Annotated in this window: 21 protein-coding genes; 3 read left to right on the plus strand and 18 right to left on the minus strand. The window is 45.5% G+C overall.

Annotated elements, in window-relative coordinates; genetic code table 11:
• The first annotated feature begins 76 nt into the window (after positions 1 to 76).
• The 3 genes from FKN93_RS00550 to crp all read left to right on the plus strand — a co-directional run bounded on the left by FKN93_RS00550 (position 77) and on the right by crp (position 2,175).
• Positions 77 to 286, plus strand: coding sequence for a YheU family protein (locus FKN93_RS00550; protein ID WP_004394499.1), 210 nt, complete (start codon positions 77 to 79; stop codon positions 284 to 286).
• Positions 287 to 381: 95 nt separating this feature from the next.
• The gene (locus FKN93_RS00555) at positions 382 to 1,251 is read left to right on the plus strand and encodes a phosphoribulokinase (RefSeq protein WP_004394498.1); all 870 of its coding nucleotides are present in this window, start codon (positions 382 to 384) and stop codon (positions 1,249 to 1,251) included.
• A 291-nt stretch (positions 1,252 to 1,542) separates the two neighbouring features.
• Entirely contained in the window at positions 1,543 to 2,175 is a 633-nt protein-coding gene (crp, locus tag FKN93_RS00560; protein WP_004394497.1) for a cAMP-activated global transcriptional regulator CRP, read from the plus strand.
• A gap of 97 nt (positions 2,176 to 2,272) precedes the next feature.
• On the opposite strand, the gene FKN93_RS00565 is transcribed toward crp, so the two are convergent.
• From FKN93_RS00565 to pilM, 18 genes are all read right to left on the minus strand, one after another.
• Complete coding sequence (locus FKN93_RS00565) at positions 2,273 to 3,067, minus strand: DUF1338 domain-containing protein (RefSeq protein ID WP_170904265.1); 795 nt, start codon at positions 3,065 to 3,067, stop codon at positions 2,273 to 2,275.
• A gap of 91 nt (positions 3,068 to 3,158) precedes the next feature.
• A complete protein-coding gene (gene astD / locus FKN93_RS00570; RefSeq protein WP_158144639.1) occupies positions 3,159 to 4,619 on the minus strand; it encodes a succinylglutamate-semialdehyde dehydrogenase in 1,461 nt (486 codons plus the stop codon).
• A gap of 19 nt (positions 4,620 to 4,638) precedes the next feature.
• Positions 4,639 to 5,658, minus strand: coding sequence for an arginine N-succinyltransferase (astA, locus tag FKN93_RS00575; RefSeq protein ID WP_040903963.1), 1,020 nt, complete (start codon positions 5,656 to 5,658; stop codon positions 4,639 to 4,641).
• A gap of 97 nt (positions 5,659 to 5,755) precedes the next feature.
• Positions 5,756 to 6,967 (minus strand): aspartate aminotransferase family protein, encoded by a 1,212-nt coding sequence (locus FKN93_RS00580; RefSeq protein WP_170904266.1) that lies wholly within the window; start codon positions 6,965 to 6,967, stop codon positions 5,756 to 5,758.
• Between the two features lie 376 nt (positions 6,968 to 7,343).
• Positions 7,344 to 7,922 (minus strand): aminodeoxychorismate/anthranilate synthase component II, encoded by a 579-nt coding sequence (locus FKN93_RS00585; protein WP_158139079.1) that lies wholly within the window; start codon positions 7,920 to 7,922, stop codon positions 7,344 to 7,346.
• A gap of 103 nt (positions 7,923 to 8,025) precedes the next feature.
• Positions 8,026 to 8,802 carry an ABC transporter substrate-binding protein gene (locus FKN93_RS00590; RefSeq protein WP_170904267.1) on the minus strand — a complete coding sequence of 259 codons (777 nt, stop codon included), beginning with the start codon at positions 8,800 to 8,802 and terminating at the stop codon, positions 8,026 to 8,028.
• A gap of 134 nt (positions 8,803 to 8,936) precedes the next feature.
• Positions 8,937 to 9,953, minus strand: a complete 1,017-nt coding sequence (gene trpS, locus FKN93_RS00595; protein WP_004394490.1) for a tryptophan--tRNA ligase — start codon at positions 9,951 to 9,953, stop codon at positions 8,937 to 8,939.
• Between the two features lie 254 nt (positions 9,954 to 10,207).
• The gene (locus tag FKN93_RS00600) at positions 10,208 to 10,888 is read right to left on the minus strand and encodes a phosphoglycolate phosphatase (RefSeq protein ID WP_004394489.1); all 681 of its coding nucleotides are present in this window, start codon (positions 10,886 to 10,888) and stop codon (positions 10,208 to 10,210) included.
• A gap of 96 nt (positions 10,889 to 10,984) precedes the next feature.
• The gene (rpe, locus tag FKN93_RS00605) at positions 10,985 to 11,665 is read right to left on the minus strand and encodes a ribulose-phosphate 3-epimerase (RefSeq protein WP_170904268.1); all 681 of its coding nucleotides are present in this window, start codon (positions 11,663 to 11,665) and stop codon (positions 10,985 to 10,987) included.
• Between the two features lie 124 nt (positions 11,666 to 11,789).
• On the minus strand, positions 11,790 to 12,605 hold the full coding sequence (locus FKN93_RS00610; protein ID WP_004394487.1) for a Dam family site-specific DNA-(adenine-N6)-methyltransferase: 816 nt from the start codon (positions 12,603 to 12,605) through the stop codon (positions 11,790 to 11,792).
• Positions 12,606 to 12,673: 68 nt separating this feature from the next.
• Positions 12,674 to 14,125 carry an AAA family ATPase gene (locus FKN93_RS00615; protein ID WP_170904269.1) on the minus strand — a complete coding sequence of 484 codons (1,452 nt, stop codon included), beginning with the start codon at positions 14,123 to 14,125 and terminating at the stop codon, positions 12,674 to 12,676.
• A gap of 143 nt (positions 14,126 to 14,268) precedes the next feature.
• Positions 14,269 to 15,354, minus strand: coding sequence for a 3-dehydroquinate synthase (aroB, locus tag FKN93_RS00620; protein ID WP_004394485.1), 1,086 nt, complete (start codon positions 15,352 to 15,354; stop codon positions 14,269 to 14,271).
• Between the two features lie 28 nt (positions 15,355 to 15,382).
• Positions 15,383 to 15,901 (minus strand): shikimate kinase AroK, encoded by a 519-nt coding sequence (aroK, locus tag FKN93_RS00625; RefSeq protein WP_040903956.1) that lies wholly within the window; start codon positions 15,899 to 15,901, stop codon positions 15,383 to 15,385.
• A gap of 186 nt (positions 15,902 to 16,087) precedes the next feature.
• The gene (locus FKN93_RS00630) at positions 16,088 to 17,809 is read right to left on the minus strand and encodes a type IV pilus secretin PilQ family protein (protein ID WP_158144635.1); all 1,722 of its coding nucleotides are present in this window, start codon (positions 17,807 to 17,809) and stop codon (positions 16,088 to 16,090) included.
• Positions 17,810 to 17,833: 24 nt separating this feature from the next.
• The gene (locus FKN93_RS00635) at positions 17,834 to 18,355 is read right to left on the minus strand and encodes a pilus assembly protein PilP (RefSeq protein WP_040903953.1); all 522 of its coding nucleotides are present in this window, start codon (positions 18,353 to 18,355) and stop codon (positions 17,834 to 17,836) included.
• Positions 18,345 to 18,935 carry a type 4a pilus biogenesis protein PilO gene (pilO, locus tag FKN93_RS00640; RefSeq protein ID WP_154169997.1) on the minus strand — a complete coding sequence of 197 codons (591 nt, stop codon included), beginning with the start codon at positions 18,933 to 18,935 and terminating at the stop codon, positions 18,345 to 18,347. The genes FKN93_RS00635 and pilO overlap by 11 nt, the downstream gene beginning before the upstream one ends.
• Entirely contained in the window at positions 18,928 to 19,521 is a 594-nt protein-coding gene (locus tag FKN93_RS00645) for a PilN domain-containing protein (RefSeq protein ID WP_158144634.1), read from the minus strand. The genes pilO and FKN93_RS00645 overlap by 8 nt, the downstream gene beginning before the upstream one ends.
• Positions 19,511 to 20,518: a type IV pilus assembly protein PilM gene (gene pilM / locus FKN93_RS00650; protein WP_170904270.1), complete on the minus strand. Its 1,008-nt coding sequence runs from the start codon at positions 20,516 to 20,518 to the stop codon at positions 19,511 to 19,513. The genes FKN93_RS00645 and pilM overlap by 11 nt, the downstream gene beginning before the upstream one ends.
• Positions 20,519 to 20,645 lie beyond the last annotated feature (127 nt).

Genomic DNA, 20,645 nt, shown 5'->3' on the forward strand with positions numbered 1-20,645 from the left:
TAGCGTCATTTGGCGTCATATGGCAGCAAAATATCGTAAAACAGAGATTATCAGTTCATAAAATCATGAGGTATTTATGATCGTTCCTTGGCAACATATCGCCAGTGACACTCTAGACAATTTAATTCGTGAGTTTGTATTACGCGAAGGCACTGACTACGGTGAAAGTGAAATCAGCTTACAAGACAAAATCGATCAAGTCATCGCTCAACTGCGCAGTGGGCAAGCGATGATCGTCTATTCTGAGTTACACGAAACGATCGATATCAAAAGTACCGCACGCTGACGGCAAAAATCGGCGTTTTCTGCTGCGTTTTTTCCATGATATAGTGAAACCAGTCATGGGCTTTGCCCCTCAAGGATCAACAGACAAGGTATGTCATGTCAGCAAAACACCCCATTATTGCGGTCACCGGTTCATCAGGCGCTGGTACAACGACCACATCAGAAGCTTTCCGTAAAATGTTCAATATGATGAACATTAAACCCGCTTGGGTGGAAGGTGATAGCTTCCACCGCTTCACTCGTCCAGAAATGGATATTGAAATTCGTAAAGCAAGAGAACAAGGTCGACATATTAGCTACTTCGGTCCGCAAGCGAATGACTTCCCTGCTCTGCAAGATTTTTTCCGCCAATATGGCAAAACGGGCGCAGGACAAATCCGTCGTTATCTGCATACCTTTGACGAGGCCGTCCCCTATAATCAGATGCCCGGCACCTTCACACCTTGGCAGCAACTGCCTGATGATACCAATGTCTTATTTTATGAAGGCTTACATGGCGGTGTGGTCGACGGTGACATTAATGTCGCGCAACATGTCGATTTTTTAATTGGCATGGTTCCAATTGTCAATTTGGAATGGATCCAAAAATACGTGCGCGATACTCGTGATCGCGGCCATTCTCGTGAAGCCGTCATGGATTCTATCGTTCGCTCAATGGACGATTATCTGAATTACATTACCCCTCAGTTTTCGCGTACGCACATTAACTTTCAACGAGTGCCTACGGTCGACACCTCAAATCCTCTCAATGCGAAAGGCATCCCGAGTTTAGATGAAAGCTTTGTGGTGATCCGTTTACGCGGGATAAAGAATGTCGATTATCCCTATTTACTGGCAATGATTGATGGCTCGTTTATGTCGCGTCACAACACGATTGTGGTTCCTGGCGGCAAAATGGGCTTTGCTATGGAACTTATCGTGCAACCCTTACTCCAGCAATTAATTGAATCCGGAAAAATTGGTTGAGATTGCCTTATCTTGACCTGATGAGTAAGAAATTCGCATAATCGGTCAGGCTACGGTCTTATTAACACGATTACTTTTCATACCGTGATCATGTGCACGTTTTTGCGTAAAATATCCATGGTTTGATACGATTAAAATCAAGAAATCGCGTTCGAAAAAGGATACTATTCCTTACCGAACACAAGATAGCTTGCAGCCATTAGGAAGTCCTCTTATTCTAGTTAATCCATTAAGGCTTCGCTAAAATATACGGACAGCAGCGAGCGTACCCTGCAGAGGAAGTGAGATATTATGGTTCTAGGTAAACCTCAAACCGACCCAACACTAGAGTGGTTCCTTTCACATTGTCATATTCATAAGTACCCTTCAAAAAGCACGCTGATCCATGCGGGCGAAAAAGCGGAAACCTTGTACTACATTGTTAAAGGTTCTGTTGCGGTACTGATTAAAGACGAAGAAGGTAAAGAGATGATTCTTTCTTACCTTAACCAAGGTGATTTCATCGGCGAGCTTGGTCTGTTCGAAGAAGATCAAGAGCGTACCGCTTGGGTTCGAGCTAAATCCCCTTGTGAAGTCGCGGAAATTTCTTTTAAGAAGTTCCGTCAATTGATTCAAGTTAACCCCGATATCCTGATGCGTCTATCAGGGCAAATGGCTCGTCGCCTACAAGTGACCAGCCAAAAAGTCGGTGATTTGGCGTTCCTTGATGTGACTGGTCGTATTGCACAAACTCTACTAAACCTAGCAAAACAACCCGATGCAATGACTCACCCTGATGGGATGCAAATCAAAATCACTCGTCAAGAAATTGGTCAAATCGTTGGTTGTTCTCGTGAAACCGTTGGTCGGATTCTGAAAATGCTTGAAGAGCAAAATCTGATATCAGCACACGGTAAAACCATCGTGGTCTACGGCACTCGTTAACCTCTGGTTTAACATGCTTAAAGCCTGAATAAGCTACTTTAGTTCACCTAAAGTAGCTTTTTTGTTGTTCATTGTTGGCTACCCATTCCGTTTTTTACTAACGAAGATCGGTGCTTTCAAAGATTTTATCTGCTGAAGCTGCCACAAAGCCGCTATACAATTGACCGTTCGCCATTGGATAACGTTTAGCGAACTCATAAAAACCACCGGGGATCACTTCAACACCGTCGTTAAACGAGACTGGCACCTTATCAGCCATGGTCGAGGACTGTTCTAGTAATACTTCTGGTGTGCCTTTCACTTCACCGCCATTTTCATTGATAGTAAAGCCCGCCTGACGCAGATGATCATTGACCGCTTTGACCTCATTAAATGCCTTGAGCTGATTAACACTCACCGTAAAGTGATTGGCCCCATAACCATGGGCGGCTAACCACGCCGCATACTCGCTTTCTTTGGCTAAGATTTGATAATCTGCAAACGAGAGATCCCATAGACGGCCGGCGTAAAGAAAATCGACATCATCAAGGCGAGTCGTCTCGACTTGAGCCACTAACTTAGCGACTATCGCTTGTAACTCTGCTGAGCACTCTTCGACCTTCAATTCACTAATAAATACCTTAGGTTGCTTAGGATCAGGGTGCTCATAATGCTTCGCCACCAGCTTTTTGCTTTCAAACACATAATCACCGCAAGCAACGTAGCCTAAGGCCAGAAACGGCTTGGCCAAAGTCTCTATACCCAGTGGTGCGATATTAAAAGTTCGTAAAGCAATGTGGTCATTGATCAGTGCTTCGTCTTCCTGGAGCAAATGATGGACTTTTTCTGCCGCAGGGCAAAGACGCTGAATATAGTCATTCCATAAACATTGAAAAAGCGCACTTGGCGTCATGACGCCTCCTTGTCAGTGGGTGGATAACGTCTCTCGCGATAGAGACGTTATGGGTTAAACATTATCGACACGCTTTAGCTGTGTTGACGATTTAAGGCAAAACAACCCCTGGTGATAGTGTCGCGGGTAATTCTGTCGTTTGCCCTTCCATCGACGCCATTGGGTAAGCACAGTAATCCGCGGCGTAAAACGCGCTGGGGCGTAAGTTACCTGACGCACCCGGCCCACCAAAGGGAGCATCGCCACTGGCTCCGGTAAGTTGACGGTTACGGTTAACAATTCCGGCGCGAATATGATCAATAAAATATTGCCACTCTTGATCGTCGGTCGACACTAAGCCTGCTGACAAACCAAAGCGCGTATTATTAGCCAGTGCTACAGCTTGAGGCAGTGTTTGATAACGAATGACTTGCAATAATGGGCCGAAATATTCTTCATCAGGTAAATCATTAATCGCAGTGACATCAATAATCCCTGGTGTGACGAACGCCGCTTGTTGTGCCTTCGCGGTTAATAAACTTTTTCCGCCTAACGCTTGTAAATTCGCTTGTGCCGTCAAAATAAACTCAGCAGCAGCACGTGAAATCTGTGGCCCCATAAAGGGTGCAGGATCAGCAAAAGGCTGATCAATGCGCAGCTGCTCGGTCGCTTTTAGCAACTTATCAAGCAACTTATCGCCTTTTTCGCCTTCAGGTAAATAAAGACGACGAGCGCAAGTACAACGTTGTCCCGCACTAATAAATGCTGACTGAATAATAGTGTATACCGCCGCATCAATATCGCCATAGTGCTCAGAAATCACCATCGGATTATTGCCGCCCATCTCCAGTGCTAACATTTTATCGGGTTGACCGGCAAACTGACGATGTAAGAGGTGACCTGTATTCGCACTACCAGTAAAGAGCAAGCCATCAATATTTTTTGATTGCGCGAGCGCAATACCCGTTTCTTTCGCACCTTGTACTAGGTTAAGCACACCATCAGGTAATCCCGCCGCTTGCCATAACTGCATCGCTAGCTCACCAGTCCATGGGGTTTGCTCTGAAGGTTTAAACACCACGGTATTACCAGCCAGTAAAGCAGGAACAATATGGCCATTGGGTAAATGGGCAGGAAAATTATATGGACCAAATACCGCCATTACGCCAAGAGGACGATGCCGCAATACAATCGTATTGCCTACCACCTCACGTTGCTGCTGCCCAGTACGTTCATGGTAAGCACGAATAGAAATCGCAATTTTACCAGCCATCGCCGCGGCTTCGGTGCGCGTTTCCCATAATGGTTTGCCGGTTTCTTTAGCGATCACTTCAGCAATTTTTTCACTGTTGGCTTTGACCTGCTCAGCAAAAGCCAACACCACTTGTTCACGCTCAGCAAACGGGCGATTTTTCCATGCGATGAATGCTTGACGAGCCGCGCTGATCGCTTGTTCAACTTGCTCTGCCGTTGCGCTATTACCTTGCCAAACCACTTGGTCATCGTAAGGGCTGATTGAACTCAACGCATCGCCTTGTCCAGCAATCCATTGACCTGCTATCCACTGAGTCATTGTATCTTCCTTATCTAAACTATTGAGCCAAAATTCGCAACCAATCCCCTTGGTCAACGTTTAATGCTTGAGCCACTTCGGGAGTAATCAACACGGTCTCTCGCTCACGGTTGTAGGCCGCTTTTTCGGCGGTAGCACGAAAATGAGTAAATGAGGTATTACACATCAAATATTGTTGGGTGCTGGAATGACGCGCGACTTCAACTCTGGCTCGCACTGAATTACGTACCGATTCAATATTACGGACATCACATTCTACGGCTGGGCCGGCATCAAAAATATCGACGTAATTGCGGCAAGTAAATCCTTCGTCTTCCAATAACTTGAGGGCTGGACGAGTATTCTCGTGCACTTGGCCAATCACCGCTTGGGCTTCAGGACTGAGTAAATTGATATAAATCGGCAACTTGGGCATTAAGTCGGCAATAAAACCTTTTTTACCGATCCCAGTTAAATAGTCAGCCAAGGTAAAGTCGATTGAAAAGAAGTGCTCTTGCAGCCACTGCCAAAAGGGAGAATTACCATCCGCATCAGAGACGCCTCGCATCTCAGCAAAGATGGTTTTAGAGAAACGTTCTGGATGCTCCGCCATCATTAAAAAACGACTCTTCGACATTAAGCGACCATTCAAACCTTGGCGAAAGTGCTCTCGCAAAAATAAGCTGCAAATTTCTGAGCATCCGGTGTAGTTGTTACCAAAGGTGAGTAATTTAACGACATTGTTGACCCCAAGCTTATGTGAGGCATGGACAATCGTACTAATATGATAAGAATAAAAAGGACGATCCCAACCAACCGCCGCTTCGATCCCCGTCGTACCAGCCACCTCTCCGGTTACACTGTCTACACCGACCATTAAATAACCTTCATCCCCTGGTTGCGTTACGGACGGTTTAGCAAAGCTGTATTCTGAGTGTTCAATACGATTGGTGAGTAATTCTTGATTAACGGGCAGTGACGTAAAGCCATGACCCGATTCAATGGCACAGTCATGAAGTGCCGGATAGTCAGACGTTGCAATAGGGCGAATAACTAGCATCAATATTCCCTCCAGATGCATAGCACTAGGCCAGCTTGACCTAGCGAAGACAGCAAACACCCACCGCTATCCATGGTGGGTGTGAATAGCAGAAAGACTACACGAGTGTTGCGATCGCTTGCTCGAGTTTAGCCAATCCTTGTTCGATTTCTTGTTGAGTGATCAATAATGAAGGCGTCATACGGATCACGTTCGGTCCCGCCACCAACAGCATTAATCCATGCTCTCCAGCCGCTAATAAAATGTCTCGAGAACTGCCTTGCCACTGCTCATTGAGTGCCGCGCCAAGCAGTAAACCTTGACCACGGATTTCAGAAAACACATGGTACTTATCATTAATTTTGGTTAATCCCTCGCGAAACCAAGCTTCACGTTGCTTCACACCCGCTAAGGTTTCTGGTTGACTAACAATATCAACGACGGCCAGACCAACAGCGCACGCTAACGGGTTACCGCCATACGTTGAACCGTGGGTACCAACTTTCATATGCTCGGCAAGCTTATTAGTGGTTAACATCGCACCAATCGGGAAGCCGCCACCTAATGATTTCGCCGTACTTAAGATATCTGGCGTGACACCTAAACCTTGGTAAGCATAAAAGTGCCCCGTACGCCCATTACCAGTTTGAACTTCATCAAAAATCAGTAGCGCGTTATGCTTATCGCACAGTTCACGCACCGCCTGAACAAATTCTGGCGTTGGCGAAATAATACCGCCTTCGCCTTGTAGGGGTTCCATCATGATCGCGCAGGTGCGATCCGACATATGCGCTTGCAAAGCATCAATATCGTTATAAGGCAGGTGAGTAATATCGCCGGGTTTCGGTCCAAAACCGTCAGAGTAAGCCGCTTGTCCACCTACCGTGACAGTAAAGAAGGTTCGGCCATGGAAGCCTTGTTTAAAGGCAATGATTTCCGTTTTCTCTGGACCATAAACGTCAGCCGCATAACGACGAGCTAATTTCAGTGCCGCTTCATTGGCTTCAGCGCCTGAGTTGGCAAAAAAGACTTTGTCAGCAAAACTCAGTTCAATCAATTTATTAGCAAGTTGTAATGCTGGCTCATTAGTCATCACATTACTCAAATGCCACAATTTATTGGCTTGCTCGGTTAATGCATTAACCATGGCCGGATGGCAGTGTCCTAAGCAACTGACTGCGATACCACCAGCAAAATCGATGTACTCTCGTCCCTGCTGATCCCAAACTCGGGAGCCTTGTCCTTTTACTGGGATGAACGCCATCGGGTTATAACAAGGCACCATCACCTCATCAAATAAACCACGTTGTATCTGTTTTTCCATTGTCATTACCCATTCCTTCTTATACCGCATGCCAAGTTGCTCTGCCATTTGGCGACAAAACCTTAGCGTAAGATTTTGTATGGCATTATCACTAATACGGCATTGTATTTACAAAATATTAACCAATTCAATAGCGAAATATTCTTTTCACGACATCAATACCAGTGTACTCGATATCGTCTCTGATTATTTATGCACTAACGACTGTCTTTTATGAAGTATTTTTTACCTTCGCATGCAAAATAGAATAGATAGCCATTGTAAGGCAAGGGATTCACCAAGGAGAGAGACTATAAAGGCGCATAAAATCGCACATCACGATCAAGCGCCATTTAGACGAAAGAAATGTTAAGAAAAGTGATCAAGATCGGTAATGGTTGGCTTAACGATTTAAGAAATTAGCCAGTAGCTGATGCCCTTGCTCGGTTTTAATCGATTCAGGATGAAACTGCACCGCATCAATCGGTAACGTTCGATGTTGATAACCCATAATTTCATCGACAGAACCATCGTCTAATTCTGTCCATGCCGTGAGTTCAAAACATGCCGGTAGCGAGTGCTTTGCAACCACTAATGAGTGGTAGCGGGTGACCGTCAAGGGATTGTTTAAGCCAACGAACACACTGCGTCCATTGTGCTTAATCAGTGATGTTTTACCGTGCATGACTTGTCTGGCGCGCACCACGTGTCCACCAAACACTTGCGCGATCGCCTGATGACCAAGGCATACCCCTAATATCGGTAGCTTCTCGGCAAAATGAGTGATCGCTTGGAGAGAAATCCCCGCTTCATTCGGCGTACAAGGTCCGGGGGAAATCACTAAATGGCTCGGATTAAGGGCTTCAATCCCCTTGATGTCTATCTGATCATTACGTACGACTTTGACCTCTTTCCCTAATTCACAGAAATATTGATATAAGTTGTAGGTAAAAGAATCGTAGTTATCGATGAGAAGCAACATAATATCAGCCGTGCCAGTCAGTTGAAGAAACAGAAGGCGATATTGTGCAGCACCGTTGTAGAAAGGCAAGTGCTTTACTTGAGTCGAATAAGAGTCATCGACATTAAGGGTCTTGATGTTCCGCCGCATTGAACAATAAAAAACGATCAAATACAGCTTGTGCATGTCCACTTTGCTGGGCATCGAGTAAATACTGGTTAATACCATTGAGTAGGAGTAATGCCTCCGGTAAATCACGACGAATTTGCACATGAAACTGCTTATCTCTCCCCAATAAATGAGGTGTAATTGGCCGTTCAAGCTGATAAAGACCAAGCTGAATGCCACCATAAATTGGTTCAATTTCACTGACAAACCAATCACAGCGCTGTTTTTGTAACATATCTAACGCTTGTTGGACGGTGTTTACACGCAGCGATGGCTCGCGAGATAGGCCAAAGTCTTGATAGTTAAAACCGTGTACACCACACAATACGCCAGAATCTTGATGATGACTGAGGAGATTATTCGAATCAGCGAGAGTAAAATAACCGAGTTGAATACGATACAGGGTGACTGAAAAGTAGCTGTATTCCGCTCTGTCATGACGATAGCTGGCATTCCACGTCAAATCACAGCGTCCATTCGCCTGAGCTAGCTCATGCTGTACCCTCGCCCACGGCATAAACAAAAGCTGATAATCCACGTTTAAGTGTTCAAGGGATTGTAATACCAATGTCGTGGCTGATCCGGTTAATGATTGAGCTTTTTCTTCATCGGTAGCGCCTTGCCAATAAGTAAAAGGTGGCCATACATTCATATTACCTACACAAACCCGTAAAGGGCTCGCAGCTAATCCATTGCTGATGATCAGCAATCCACACAATAACCACCATTTCATCGCGATCCCCTTACTGTACTACTCCCACTAAGTGTAGACCGTGTTGATTTATCTTGTAGTCGCTAGCAGACAAATAAGCCCAAAGTGAGTCATTCGCTTTGGGCTTATTCAGTGTCGTAGAATCAAGGGGGAGCTTATGGACGAGGCACAAATCCAACCGCTTGCTGAACGTTTTTCAGTGTGAGAGCAGCGCGAGCGGAGGCTTTTTCGGCCCCGGCTTTCATGACCGCGTCCAGATAGGCTCTGTCATCGCGAATACGATGGTACTCCGCTTGTACCGGAGCAAGCATCGCGACTAATGCCTCTCCAACATCCTTTTTAAAAGGACCGTACATTTCAACGCCTTGGTATTGCGCTTCAATCTCAGCAAAGGTTTTGCCTGTGGCCGCTGAATATAGGCTCATTAAATTCGAGATACCGGCTTTTTGCTCAGTATCAAAGGCGATACGGGGTGGTGTTTCGGTATCCGTTTGCGCTTTATTGATCTTCTTGATAATCGACTTGGGATCTTCTAATAACGTAATCACATTTTTACGATTATCGTCCGATTTTGACATTTTCTTAGTCGCATCTTGCAGGCTCATGACTCGTGCATTGACCTGCGGAATATACGGTTCAGGAATGGTGAAGATCGGTTGTTCCGGACTGTAAATATTGTTAAAACGTGTCGCGATATCACGCGCGAGTTCTAGGTGCTGTTTTTGATCGCTGCCCACGGGAACTTGATGCGCGCCATAGAGCAAGATATCGGCCGCCATCAATACTGGATAACCAAATAGTCCGGCATTGACATCATTGGCATAACGAGCCGATTTGTCTTTAAACTGAGTCATGCGACTGAGTTCACCCATTTGGGTATAACAATTAAGTATCCAGCCAAGTTGAGTATGTTCAGGCACATGAGATTGGACAAACAAGGTGCTTTTTTGCGGATCGACACCAACGGCAAGACAGATGGATAACGCATCGAGTGTCGCTTCATATAACGCCTTTGGATCTTGACGTACGGTAATCGCATGTAAATCAACCACACAGTACTGACAATCATAATCATCTTGCATCTGTTGCCATTGACGCAGAGCACCCAAATAGTTACCAATGCTGAGTTCACCAGATGGTTGAACACCACTCAATACGATGGGTTTGCTCATGAGTATAATTTCCTTGTGATTCAAAATAAGGGAAGGCGATACCCACACCACTGAGCATGGCTAATCGGCAGCAAATGAACCTAGCCCACGAGCATAGATAAGTTCTATGCTTGGGGTGAACGAACGTCGCCAACACCGCAATAGCTTCAAGTAGGAAGGGTATAAAACCAATAAAAAACTGCGCTTACAGTGAATAGGCGCAGTTTAGCAGTGTACTCATTGATGAGTATTTTACCAGAGGCAAGTGATAATTTTTACGCGCAAACCATAACAACATCGAGAAGCTGAACGATATCATCCGCCACTACATCAGGCTTGGCATTGGCAATTGGCTCACCGTGGTTATAACCATAGGTTAAGCCAAATGAAGCACAACCCGCATTTTGGGCCGCTAAAATGTCGTTTTTCGAATCACCGACCATCAACATTTGCTCTGCCTTCAAGTGGTGCTTTTCGAGCAACCAATTAAGGGCCATAGGATCGGGTTTTTTATGGCTAAAGGTATCGCCACCAATCACATCACTAAATAGCTCAGCTAAACCATGTTGAGCAAGAACATCAGGCACAAATTTACTCGGCTTATTGGTCACCAACGCTAAGATAAACCCCGCGCGATGCAGTTCCGCCAAGGTATGCTTTACATTCGGATAGAGGTGGCTCAATTGGTGGCCCGTTTGCGCATAATACTCATCAAATAACAAACGCGCTTGTTGATGAGTATCATTATTCAGCTCAGGGTCGATATTGAGACTTTGACTTAAACAGCGACCGATTAACACATCGGCACCATTACCGACATAGTCACGTACCTGAGATTCCGTTACCCCAGGATAGCCCAAAGCGCGCACCGCTTGATCAGCAGCAACAGCAAGATCAGGCACACTATCAAGCAGTGTGCCATCGAGATCAAACGCGATTAATTTTATTGATTGCAAAACTCTATCCTATTTGTGCTCTCCCTACCGACGAATCAAAGTCGCTCGCCGATTAACGTCATCGGCGCTCAGCGGTAAGGAATAATAACTATTTTATTAATTACGACGTTCAACGCCAGCCAGTTCACTACGCATGGCATCAATCACCGCTTTATAATCTGGCTCGCCAAAAATTGCCGATCCGGCAACAAACATATCCGCGCCAGCTTGGGCGATTTCACGGATATTCTCGACCTTTACGCCCCCGTCTATTTCTAAACGAATCGAGCGACCACTTTGCGTAATACGCTCACGTACCACACGTAGCTTATCTAACGTGTGCGGAATAAAGGACTGGCCTCCAAAACCTGGATTGACCGACATTAGGAGAATCAAATCGACTTTGTCCATAATGTAATCGAGGTGACTGAGCGGCGTGGCTGGATTCAGCACCACTCCAGCCTGACAGCCATGCTCTTTGATCAGTTGCAAGGTGCGATCAACATGCTTCGAGGCTTCCACATGAAAGGTGATCATTGATGCGCCAGCGTTAGCAAAATCAGGAATAATTCGATCAACCGGCTCAACCATAAGATGCACATCGATTGGCGCGGTAATACCATAATCACGTAGCGCTTTACAAATTGGCGCACCAAAGGTCAGATTAGGTACGTAATGATTATCCATCACATCAAAGTGAATCACATCCGCTCCAGCGGCAAGCACTTTATCAACATCGTCGCCAAGGCGCGCAAAATCTGCAGAGAGAATGGATGGAGCAATAAGAAAATCTTTCATACCTGACCTCTTCGGTGATAGAACATAGCAAACAAAATATGCCCAGTATTCTAACCTAGGGGTGGCAAAGATCCTAACCGGAAGCGACGTTCACTCCCTCAGAGAGTGAGAATTACTTTATTGACTAAGGTGTAAATAAGGCCAATAACTCATCGACTTTATTCCGCCCAGCACCATTACGACTGATCGTGCGCTTAACTTTAACCACATTCAGTTGCGCACCATGGTAAAGGCGACGAGTTAAAATCGTATCGTGATTGGAAATAAGGACCGGAATACCCCGCTCTTGAGCGGTTTTCTCAGCCAAATCGGCTAAAGCGGCTTGGTCATCAAGGCTAAATCCATTCCCCGCATAAGCCGTAAAATTCGCGGTATTCGACAACGGCGCATAAGGAGGATCACAGTAAATAGCACTCGATGCCATGGCTTGATGGAAAGTTTGTTGGTAACTCGCGCAAATAAACGTGGCACGCTGCGCTTTCTGCGCAAAAAACTCCAGTTCGGCTTCAGGGAAATAGGGTTTTTTGTACGAGCCAAACGGGACGTTGAACCCACCTTTTTTGTTATAACGGCATAAGCCATTAAAGCCAAAACGATTCATATACAAAAAAGCCAGCGAGCGATACATCACGTCATCGCAGTCATTAAACTGCTTACGTACGTCTAAATAGGCTTCTTTACGATTATTTTCTGGTGTAAACCAACGCTTGGCTTCGCGAATATACTCTTGCGGCTGATGTTTTAATAAATTGTATAAATTGATTAAATCCGGATTAATATCCGCCAACAAATAATGTTCAAAATCGCTATTAAGGAAAATCGAACCCGCACCGACAAAAGGCTCAACCAACTGACTTGCAGGTGGCAGATGGCGTTGAATCTCTTCGACTAGGCCAAACTTTCCCCCAGCCCATTTCAAAAAGGCACGCTGCTTTTTCATCTACTGCTCTAATCAATCACCAAAAATAAGGGTGCGGAATGTAACATATTTTCTACTGAATCTCAGCGTTATTTCGCACGTTGAATTTCACGTTGAACTTGGCTAAGTGATTTGGCCCAAGGACCGAGTGCTTGTACCGCTGGTGGTAAAGTAGCCACCGCATCACGAGCTAATTGGATGGTTGGATAGTTTTGATAAGTGACAATATACCAATCCACCTCATCACGAACGGTTGGGTAGACGTATAGCGTCTCTGTCAGTGAATAACGGTCAATAAAGTTTTGGACTTCTTGCAGAGAATTCACCGCCGCCAGCTGTAGGGTATAACTGCGCGGCGACATCGCCATCAACTCTTCTCTGGCGAAAGAGAAACGAATAGGTCCTGATGACGGAGCAGATTCATCGACTATCGGCAAATCGTCATTCGTCGCTTGAGTGATAGGATAGCGATTAACCTCAACAGCAACTGATTCCGAGCGGCTATCCAGCAAGGCATCCACCACATCGGAAGTGATCACCACTCGCTGATGTACAGTATCAGCGATACCAACCCCTTCTAAACTTTCAACCACTTTGGGAGGCAAAGCAATGGCATCATCGGCCATCGCATTGGATGGGTTCGGTTGTGAAGACGTCACAGCGACGTTTTGATAAGAACGAGCATTGTCCTCTTGAGACGGTAACGTCGGAATCGCCGTTTGCTCAGCTCGTTGAGTTAATACAGGCAATGTCTCATTTGGCGACGGCTGGGACCATAGCCACCAGTAGCCACCACCAATAAATAACATCAATAACAGTACCAGCAAGCCAATATTCAGCGGTGAGCCGATGATCGAGCGAATAATGATGCGCTTCTCACGCTTTTGATCGACTAACGCCATGATCTCCCCCGGAAGATAATTCACTTTTTTATATGCGCTACGAGCTTGACGCTCCAGTGTTGGATCAACATAACGCATGACTCGCTGTTCAAATAACCGGTCGGCCTCATACTCTGATAATGGCTCGATCTCGAGTTCAATCGGTTTATGTTCTTGACCATAAGTTAAGCGAGTTAATAACGCATCAAGACGATTAGCTTGCGCAAATAACACCACATTAATGGTCCAGCGAGGATTAGTCTGAGCTTCAAGCACCCACATCCATAACTCGGAGAGTAACGTATCAGACAACAAATGCGCATCATCAATCACCACAACAATATCGCATGTCGTACGCTCGCCAATCAAACGTGAAAAACTATCAAGCAACGCATCTTTGGCATTAAACAGTGGCTCTGATAACACTTGGCTAAGAATGGTGGTGCGATGCTGCTCATCGCTTTGATTAGGATGACATAAAAGTAAGGATTGATTTTTATCCGCCACCCAATACTCAAGGTAACGTTGCGCTAACCAAGATTTTCCGGCACCTAGACCGCCAAAAACATTCACTAGGTTGGAACCAAAACGCGTCAGTAACTGTAATCGTTCCAACAGTTCAGTTTGCGAATCTAACTCTAGTTCATGTTCCACACTCATCGACGATCCTAATGGCTTAATGTCTGATACTGATACCGAAACTGACTGATCAACGATACAGCGGTCAGGTAGACTCATTCTAATTTAGATTGAATGGGAACGTCTGGCCAACACCGCTGTAACATCAAGTAGGCAGAATACCACTATATATTACGACAATCTTCTATCGCTTGCTTAATCACCGTTTGCGAAACCCCTTTTACCACTTCAGACGTTCCGATACCGGTTGGGAGCACTAAGCGTAACTCACCCGCCAAAACCTTTTTATCACGCATCATATGTTTAATGAAATCATCAAAACTCATGCTGCTCGGCGTGTGCACAGGTAAGCGCGCTTTTTTCAGTATGGCATGAATACGCTGTTGCTGCTGCTCTGAGATCAAACCTTGTAACTTAGCCGTTACTGCGGCCATCATCGTGCCTGCCGCTACGGCTTCACCATGCAACCAGCAGCCATAACCTAACTCGGCTTCAATGGCATGGCCAAAGGTATGACCTAGATTTAATAAAGCGCGAATTCCGGATTCCTTTTCGTCTTGAGCAACGACTTCCGCCTTTATCTGGCAGCAACGAGCAATCGCATAAGACAGCGCGGACGCCTCTAACGCATACAAGTCTTCAAGATGGTTTTCAAGCCACACAAAGAAATCATGATCATAAATAATGCCATATTTGATCACTTCAGCCATGCCGGCGGCAAACTCTCGGGGGGGCAGTGTCGCTAGGCAGTCAGTATCAATAATCACCGCTTGAGGCTGGTAAAATGCCCCAATCATATTTTTACCCAACGGATGATTCACCGCGGTTTTTCCACCGACAGAAGAGTCGACTTGAGCCAATAATGTGGTTGGGATTTGAATAAAATCGACACCGCGTTGATAACACGCTGACGCAAATCCGACGAGATCACCAATCACCCCACCACCAAGCGCAATAATCACCACATCGCGGCTGTAATTATGCTCAAGGAGATAGCTCATGACCGTATTGAAGGTATCGAGATTTTTGTACTGTTCGCCGTCTGGAAGTTCCAGTAGAGCCGATGAACAGCCGATTTGGTTTAGAACGGCAAGTAATCGCTCAGCATAAAGTGGCGCAACCGTATGATTGGTGATCACCACCACTTTTTGCTGGGCGGAAAGAGGAAGAAGGGCCGGATTATTTAATAATCCGGCACCAATTGAAATGGGGTAGCTACGCTCACCTAGGCTGACCGTAATCCGTTCCATGGTTTGCACTCCAAAATAAAAGAACTGGTTAGTGTTCTTCTAGCATTTTTACGATCTGGTTGGCTACCACTTTTGCACTTTGATCGTCGGTACGTACTGTGATGTCCGCAATTTCTTCATACAAAGGATTACGCTCATCAGCAAGTGCTTCTAGCACTTCTCGAGGATGATCCGTCTGTAATAAAGGGCGTTTCTTGTCACGGTTAGTACGTGCTAATTGTTTTTCAATAGTGGTTTCTAAGTAGACAACCACGCCTCGAGCAGAAAGGCGGTTACGGTTTTCTTTGCTGATCACTGAGCCACCACCAGTGGCGAGAACAATACCTTGTTGCTCAGTAAGATCATTGATCACCGCTTCCTCGCGTTTGCGGAAGCCTTCTTCACCTTCAACGTCAAATACCCATGCGATATCTGCGCCAGTGCGCTCTTCAATGACAGTATCGGAATCAACAAACTCCATATGAAGTTGTTGAGCCAAGTGTCTACCAATTGTACTTTTGCCAGCGCCCATCGGGCCAACAAGAAAAATATTGCGTTTTTCGGCCATGTTTAGCAGTAATTTACAACGTTAATTCAATGACATCGCCACAAGATTCGCCAGACAGCGGTCGACGATAGGAATGCTTGTGGCACCTATTCCTCACAGATAATTCGTGATAAGACCCGAAATTATCTAGATAAGGTGCCACTAATGCAACTTTAATTTTGCTTTAGCGGAAATAATCACACTAAGTTACTGAATTACAACCTTTGGAGTAACAAAAATCAGTAGCTCACTTTTGCCCATTTGCTGATAGCTACGTCGAAAAAGCGCACCGAGTAACGGTAAATCACCCAGTAATGGCACTTTATCGACAGTATTAGTGATGCTGTGTTGGAAAATACCGCCCAGTACCACGGTTTCGCCATTATTGACTAAAACTTGAGTACCAATCCGTTGCGTGTGGATCGCTACCGCTTCTCCGGTACCGGTTTTGACAATATCGCCAGGTCGGTCTTGGGTAACACTTAAATCCAGCACCAAACGATTATCCGGCGTAATCTGCGGGGTAACCTGTAAACTCAGTACCGCTTTCTTAAATGCCACCGTAGTCGCACCGCTGGAAGACGATTCTAAATAGGGGATCTCTGTCCCCTGCTCTATATAAGCTGGCTTTTTATTGGTAGTGATAAGCCGTGGACTGGAAATAATTTCCGCCTTCGATTCTCGCTGCATCGCTGACAGTTCAAGATCGAGCAGTGTCCCTGAACCCAGCTTTGCCACCTGAAACGCGATGCTCGAAGCATTCGCTGCTGTGGCTCCCAAATTGACATTAAGGAAGTTATTGATCATTTCGCTACCATCTTCTGGTTGATAGAGACCAATACCCGTTAAGTTACCTTCTATTGAACCACCAACTGTATTATTACCGCGTGTTGAGCTCACGCCCCAACGAATACCGAGTTCATCAAGATTACCTTCATTCACGGTCACAATTCGCGCTTCAATTTGTACCTGCTTAACAGGGATATCTAACGCCGAAATGATCTCTCGGATCACATGAATATTTTCCGGCAATTCGCGAATTAATAAGGCATTGGTACGTTCATCGATACTGATTGAACCTCGTTCAGAGAGCATATTCACCGCTCCCGTCCCACCAATCATCTCAGCGATATCTGACGCCTTCGCGAAACTTATTTTGATGATGGCTGACTGCAAGTCTCCCAACTCTTCTGCTAAACGGGCTTTTTCCAGCTGTTGTTTTTCACGTAAATCGAGTTCCGCCTTAGGCGCTACCAAAATCACATTGCCCTCAACCCGCTTATCCAACCCTTTCACCTGCAAAATAATGTCCAACACTTGCTGCCATGGCACACCATCTAAACGCAGGGTTAAATTCCCTACCACTGAATCAGATACCACTAAGTTAAACTGATTATAATCAGCGATCAGTTGTAAAACGTTACGTACCGGAATGTCTTGAAAGTTAATCGAAATCAGCTTGGCTGATGGTTCAAGTAGATTGGCTGGCGCACTTTGAACCTCGGCTTTTAACGGCGTGATCGTCACTTCAACGTAACGACCTTTGAGCTGATAATCATAATGAAAGGGACCGTGTATTTTAGCCAACAACAACGTGCTTGGTGTTTGACGAAAAACTTCCACACTCTCAACTATGGTTGCGAAATCTTGAACATCAAGTAAATAAAGCTGTTCCTCAGCCACATCGGTTTTTAATAATTCAATACTCAACCCCTGCGTCGTTTTCTGGACATCAACCACACTCGATGCCGACGCTAACTCAATCACAATCACCGCGGCTTTGTCGGGGGTTACCCGAAAATCGATGTGTTTAAACTGATTGCTATCACTCGCTAGAGCAGCCTGCGTCGTCAATGCTAAACCTAGCCATAGCGTGATGCACAGATAGCGCAGCACTACCGCGATACTTGAAGGTAATCCTTTAATCATAATTTAGTCTCTAAACAGAAATGTTTATTTCAAAGCCAATGTGACGTGACGCTGATTCCAGCACCCCAATCCATCTGGTAAGGTTTCTTTAATCAATAGATGATCCTCGGCCACGCGTATAACTTGCCCATTATTTACTCCGACGTACTGACCCGCTTGGAGAGTAACCACCATTCCATCAGGTGTTTGAATCAAAGCAGAAACCTCTCTTTCACGGCGCATCACACCACGCAATTGCAATTGATTTAGCGGATATCGCTCCAGTGAAGTGGTTTTTCCTCTCGACTTAGGCTGCCAGCAATGGCGATTGGTGATCGGTTGATTTTGGGCAATCGCTTCTCGTGGTAAAACAAAAGGCTCGCGTGCGTCATGCTGTGCATATTCAAAAGCTTGAAACGCAATCACTGGCGTTAGCTGAGCAACTTCTTGTTGACTCTTAGCTTCCACTTCCGCTAAGTAGTCCACCAGAGACTCTTGATTGGCTTTACAGCCGATCAAAGAAACAAAAGTGACTAGCGCAGTCACGATTGACGTACTATTTCTCATCGCCTGCCTCCGCTTTAAATTGGTAGGTGTAAGCCCGTACTCTGAAATGTAAGGTACTGCTCTCTTGACTGACTCTTTGCCAATCCACATCATCAACATTGATGATTCTTGGTAGCGTGGCTATCGCCTGAGAAAAATCGCCAATGTTGTGGTAACTTCCCGTCAGTTCAATATTCAATGGTAAGCGATACAAAAATGCCTGCGGTTGCTTTTCTCCCCAATCAATTCGAGTAAAGGTTAACCCATGTTCTAATCCCAGCTCGTTGACGGAAGCAAGCAAACTGGCCAGCTCTTGCTGTGCTGGGAGTTGGCGCAATAAAAAATCATAACGCTCAGCTAGCTCATCCAATTGAGTTTGTAACTGAGGTAATGCCGCGACTTTATTGGCCTTAATGCGTACTAATGATTTAAGACTCTGCTCTTGCTGATTGAGCCCTTCGAGTGCCTCTTGTTTAGGTGATAAATACATGCCATAGCCGATGACTTGAATCACTACCATGACCAACACAATCACCGTCAGTTGTGCGTTGAGCGGCCATTCAAGCAATTCATCGATATCCAGATCACGAAAATTAGCCATGATGTTCACCTTGCCGAATCAACGCCTCTAATCCTGGTTGAGCAGTATGAAAATGAAAAGAGACCTTAAAACTCTGAAAATCTTTATTAAAACGCTGATTCCCAGCGACAATCGAGTGCATGCCTACTGCTGATAAGTGTGGTGACCTTTCTAATTTATCTAACATGGTGGCTAAGCGTGCGGTACTATCGCTAATCCCGCTGACTTCGACCGCATCCCCCTTCATACTAATTTTGTCGACGTAAACCCCTTCAGGAATCAACTCTGGCATCAAGTTCATCAATTGTGTGGTTTTATTGCGCTTTTGCTGTAAGGACTCAACAACACTGAGCCGGGCTTGCAGTGCTTGATGCTCAGCTTCGGTCATTTTGAGCGCCCGTAATCGCTGATCCAGTTGCTGAAGATGCTGATTCAAAAAATCTAATCGTGCCTGTTGGTACTGTTGTTGCTGATCAAGGTAATGGCCGGCACCCCATTGCATGAGCAAAGCGACTAAGACACCAAGACTCATAAGCTGGAGAAAGCGCCGTTTATGATCAGCACGCTGCGCCTCTCGCCAAGGGAATAAATTGATACTATGCAACATGCCCACTCTCCAACCATGCTATTCCTCGCAACGCAAGACCAGCAGCCGTCGTGAATTTAGGCTGATCATTTAACCGCTTACGTTGAGTGATTTTGTTGACAAAAGTCGCTAATGGCACGAACCGTTCACAGGGTAATCCAAGCTGCTCGGTGATGGTTTCTGCTAGCCCATCCATCATCGCCCCGCCACCAGATAACCAGATCCCCGCTAGGCTTTGCTGACCATGAACGGAAGTAAATAACTGCAGTTGACGGGTTAGGCGTTCGACAAATAATCGATTGAATAGCCATTGGTTACGTTCATCGCTGCGCGCCATCGTTTCCGCCAGAGACGGCAATTCAAACCAGCGTGTACCTAAGGCAATATCCTTATAAAACGGCGCTTTATCGGCAAAATCGATACATAACGTTGTTTGGGTATAACCAACATCGACCAACATCCAATTCGAGCGCTGTTGAGCCTGACTCACCTGCTGCCAAATCTGAGCCAGACCATGTAATTGCACATCCAGTAAGGTTGCTTCCAGTCCGGCTTGTTGAATCGCCGATAATCGACTCGCGACGACTTCTCTTCGGGTGGCATACACCTGATAGGTCGCTGTTCGGTTTTTAGCGAACGCTTGAATCGGTAAAGGAACAAAATCTAAGCTCAGTTCTTCCATCGGCAACGGCGATTGATGAGAAAAAGCCTGATAAATAGCAAACTCTTTTTCACGAGGGTCTAAGTCGCTATCTATTTGTAATACTTTACTAATTACCGCCGTATCAGGCAGTGCAATCGCAACCTTGCGACTAAATAGCGGTAAACTCTTTTTTAGTTCTTTGAGTTTCTTTACAATTTTCTGATAATTCAACGTGTCGTTATCGGCGAAAATGTCGTCAGTAATGACGATTTCTGTGCAACCGTGTAGCGAATAATTGTCGCCATTTGGTTTAAGAGCCACAGCTTTGATGCTGTGATGACCGATATCGACACCAATAACTAATGATTTACTCATGCCATTAACTCCAGTGACAATTCTCAGCCTCACACACTTATTTGTGAGAAAATAACCGTTCACTATTTTTAAGTGCTGAGGTTTTAGTCTAGAGTACAGGGGTTTGTACTAAGACAGCCTCTACTAA

This window comes from Vibrio sp. A8-1 (assembly GCF_013048685.1).
Taxonomy (GTDB): domain Bacteria; phylum Pseudomonadota; class Gammaproteobacteria; order Enterobacterales; family Vibrionaceae; genus Vibrio; species Vibrio metschnikovii.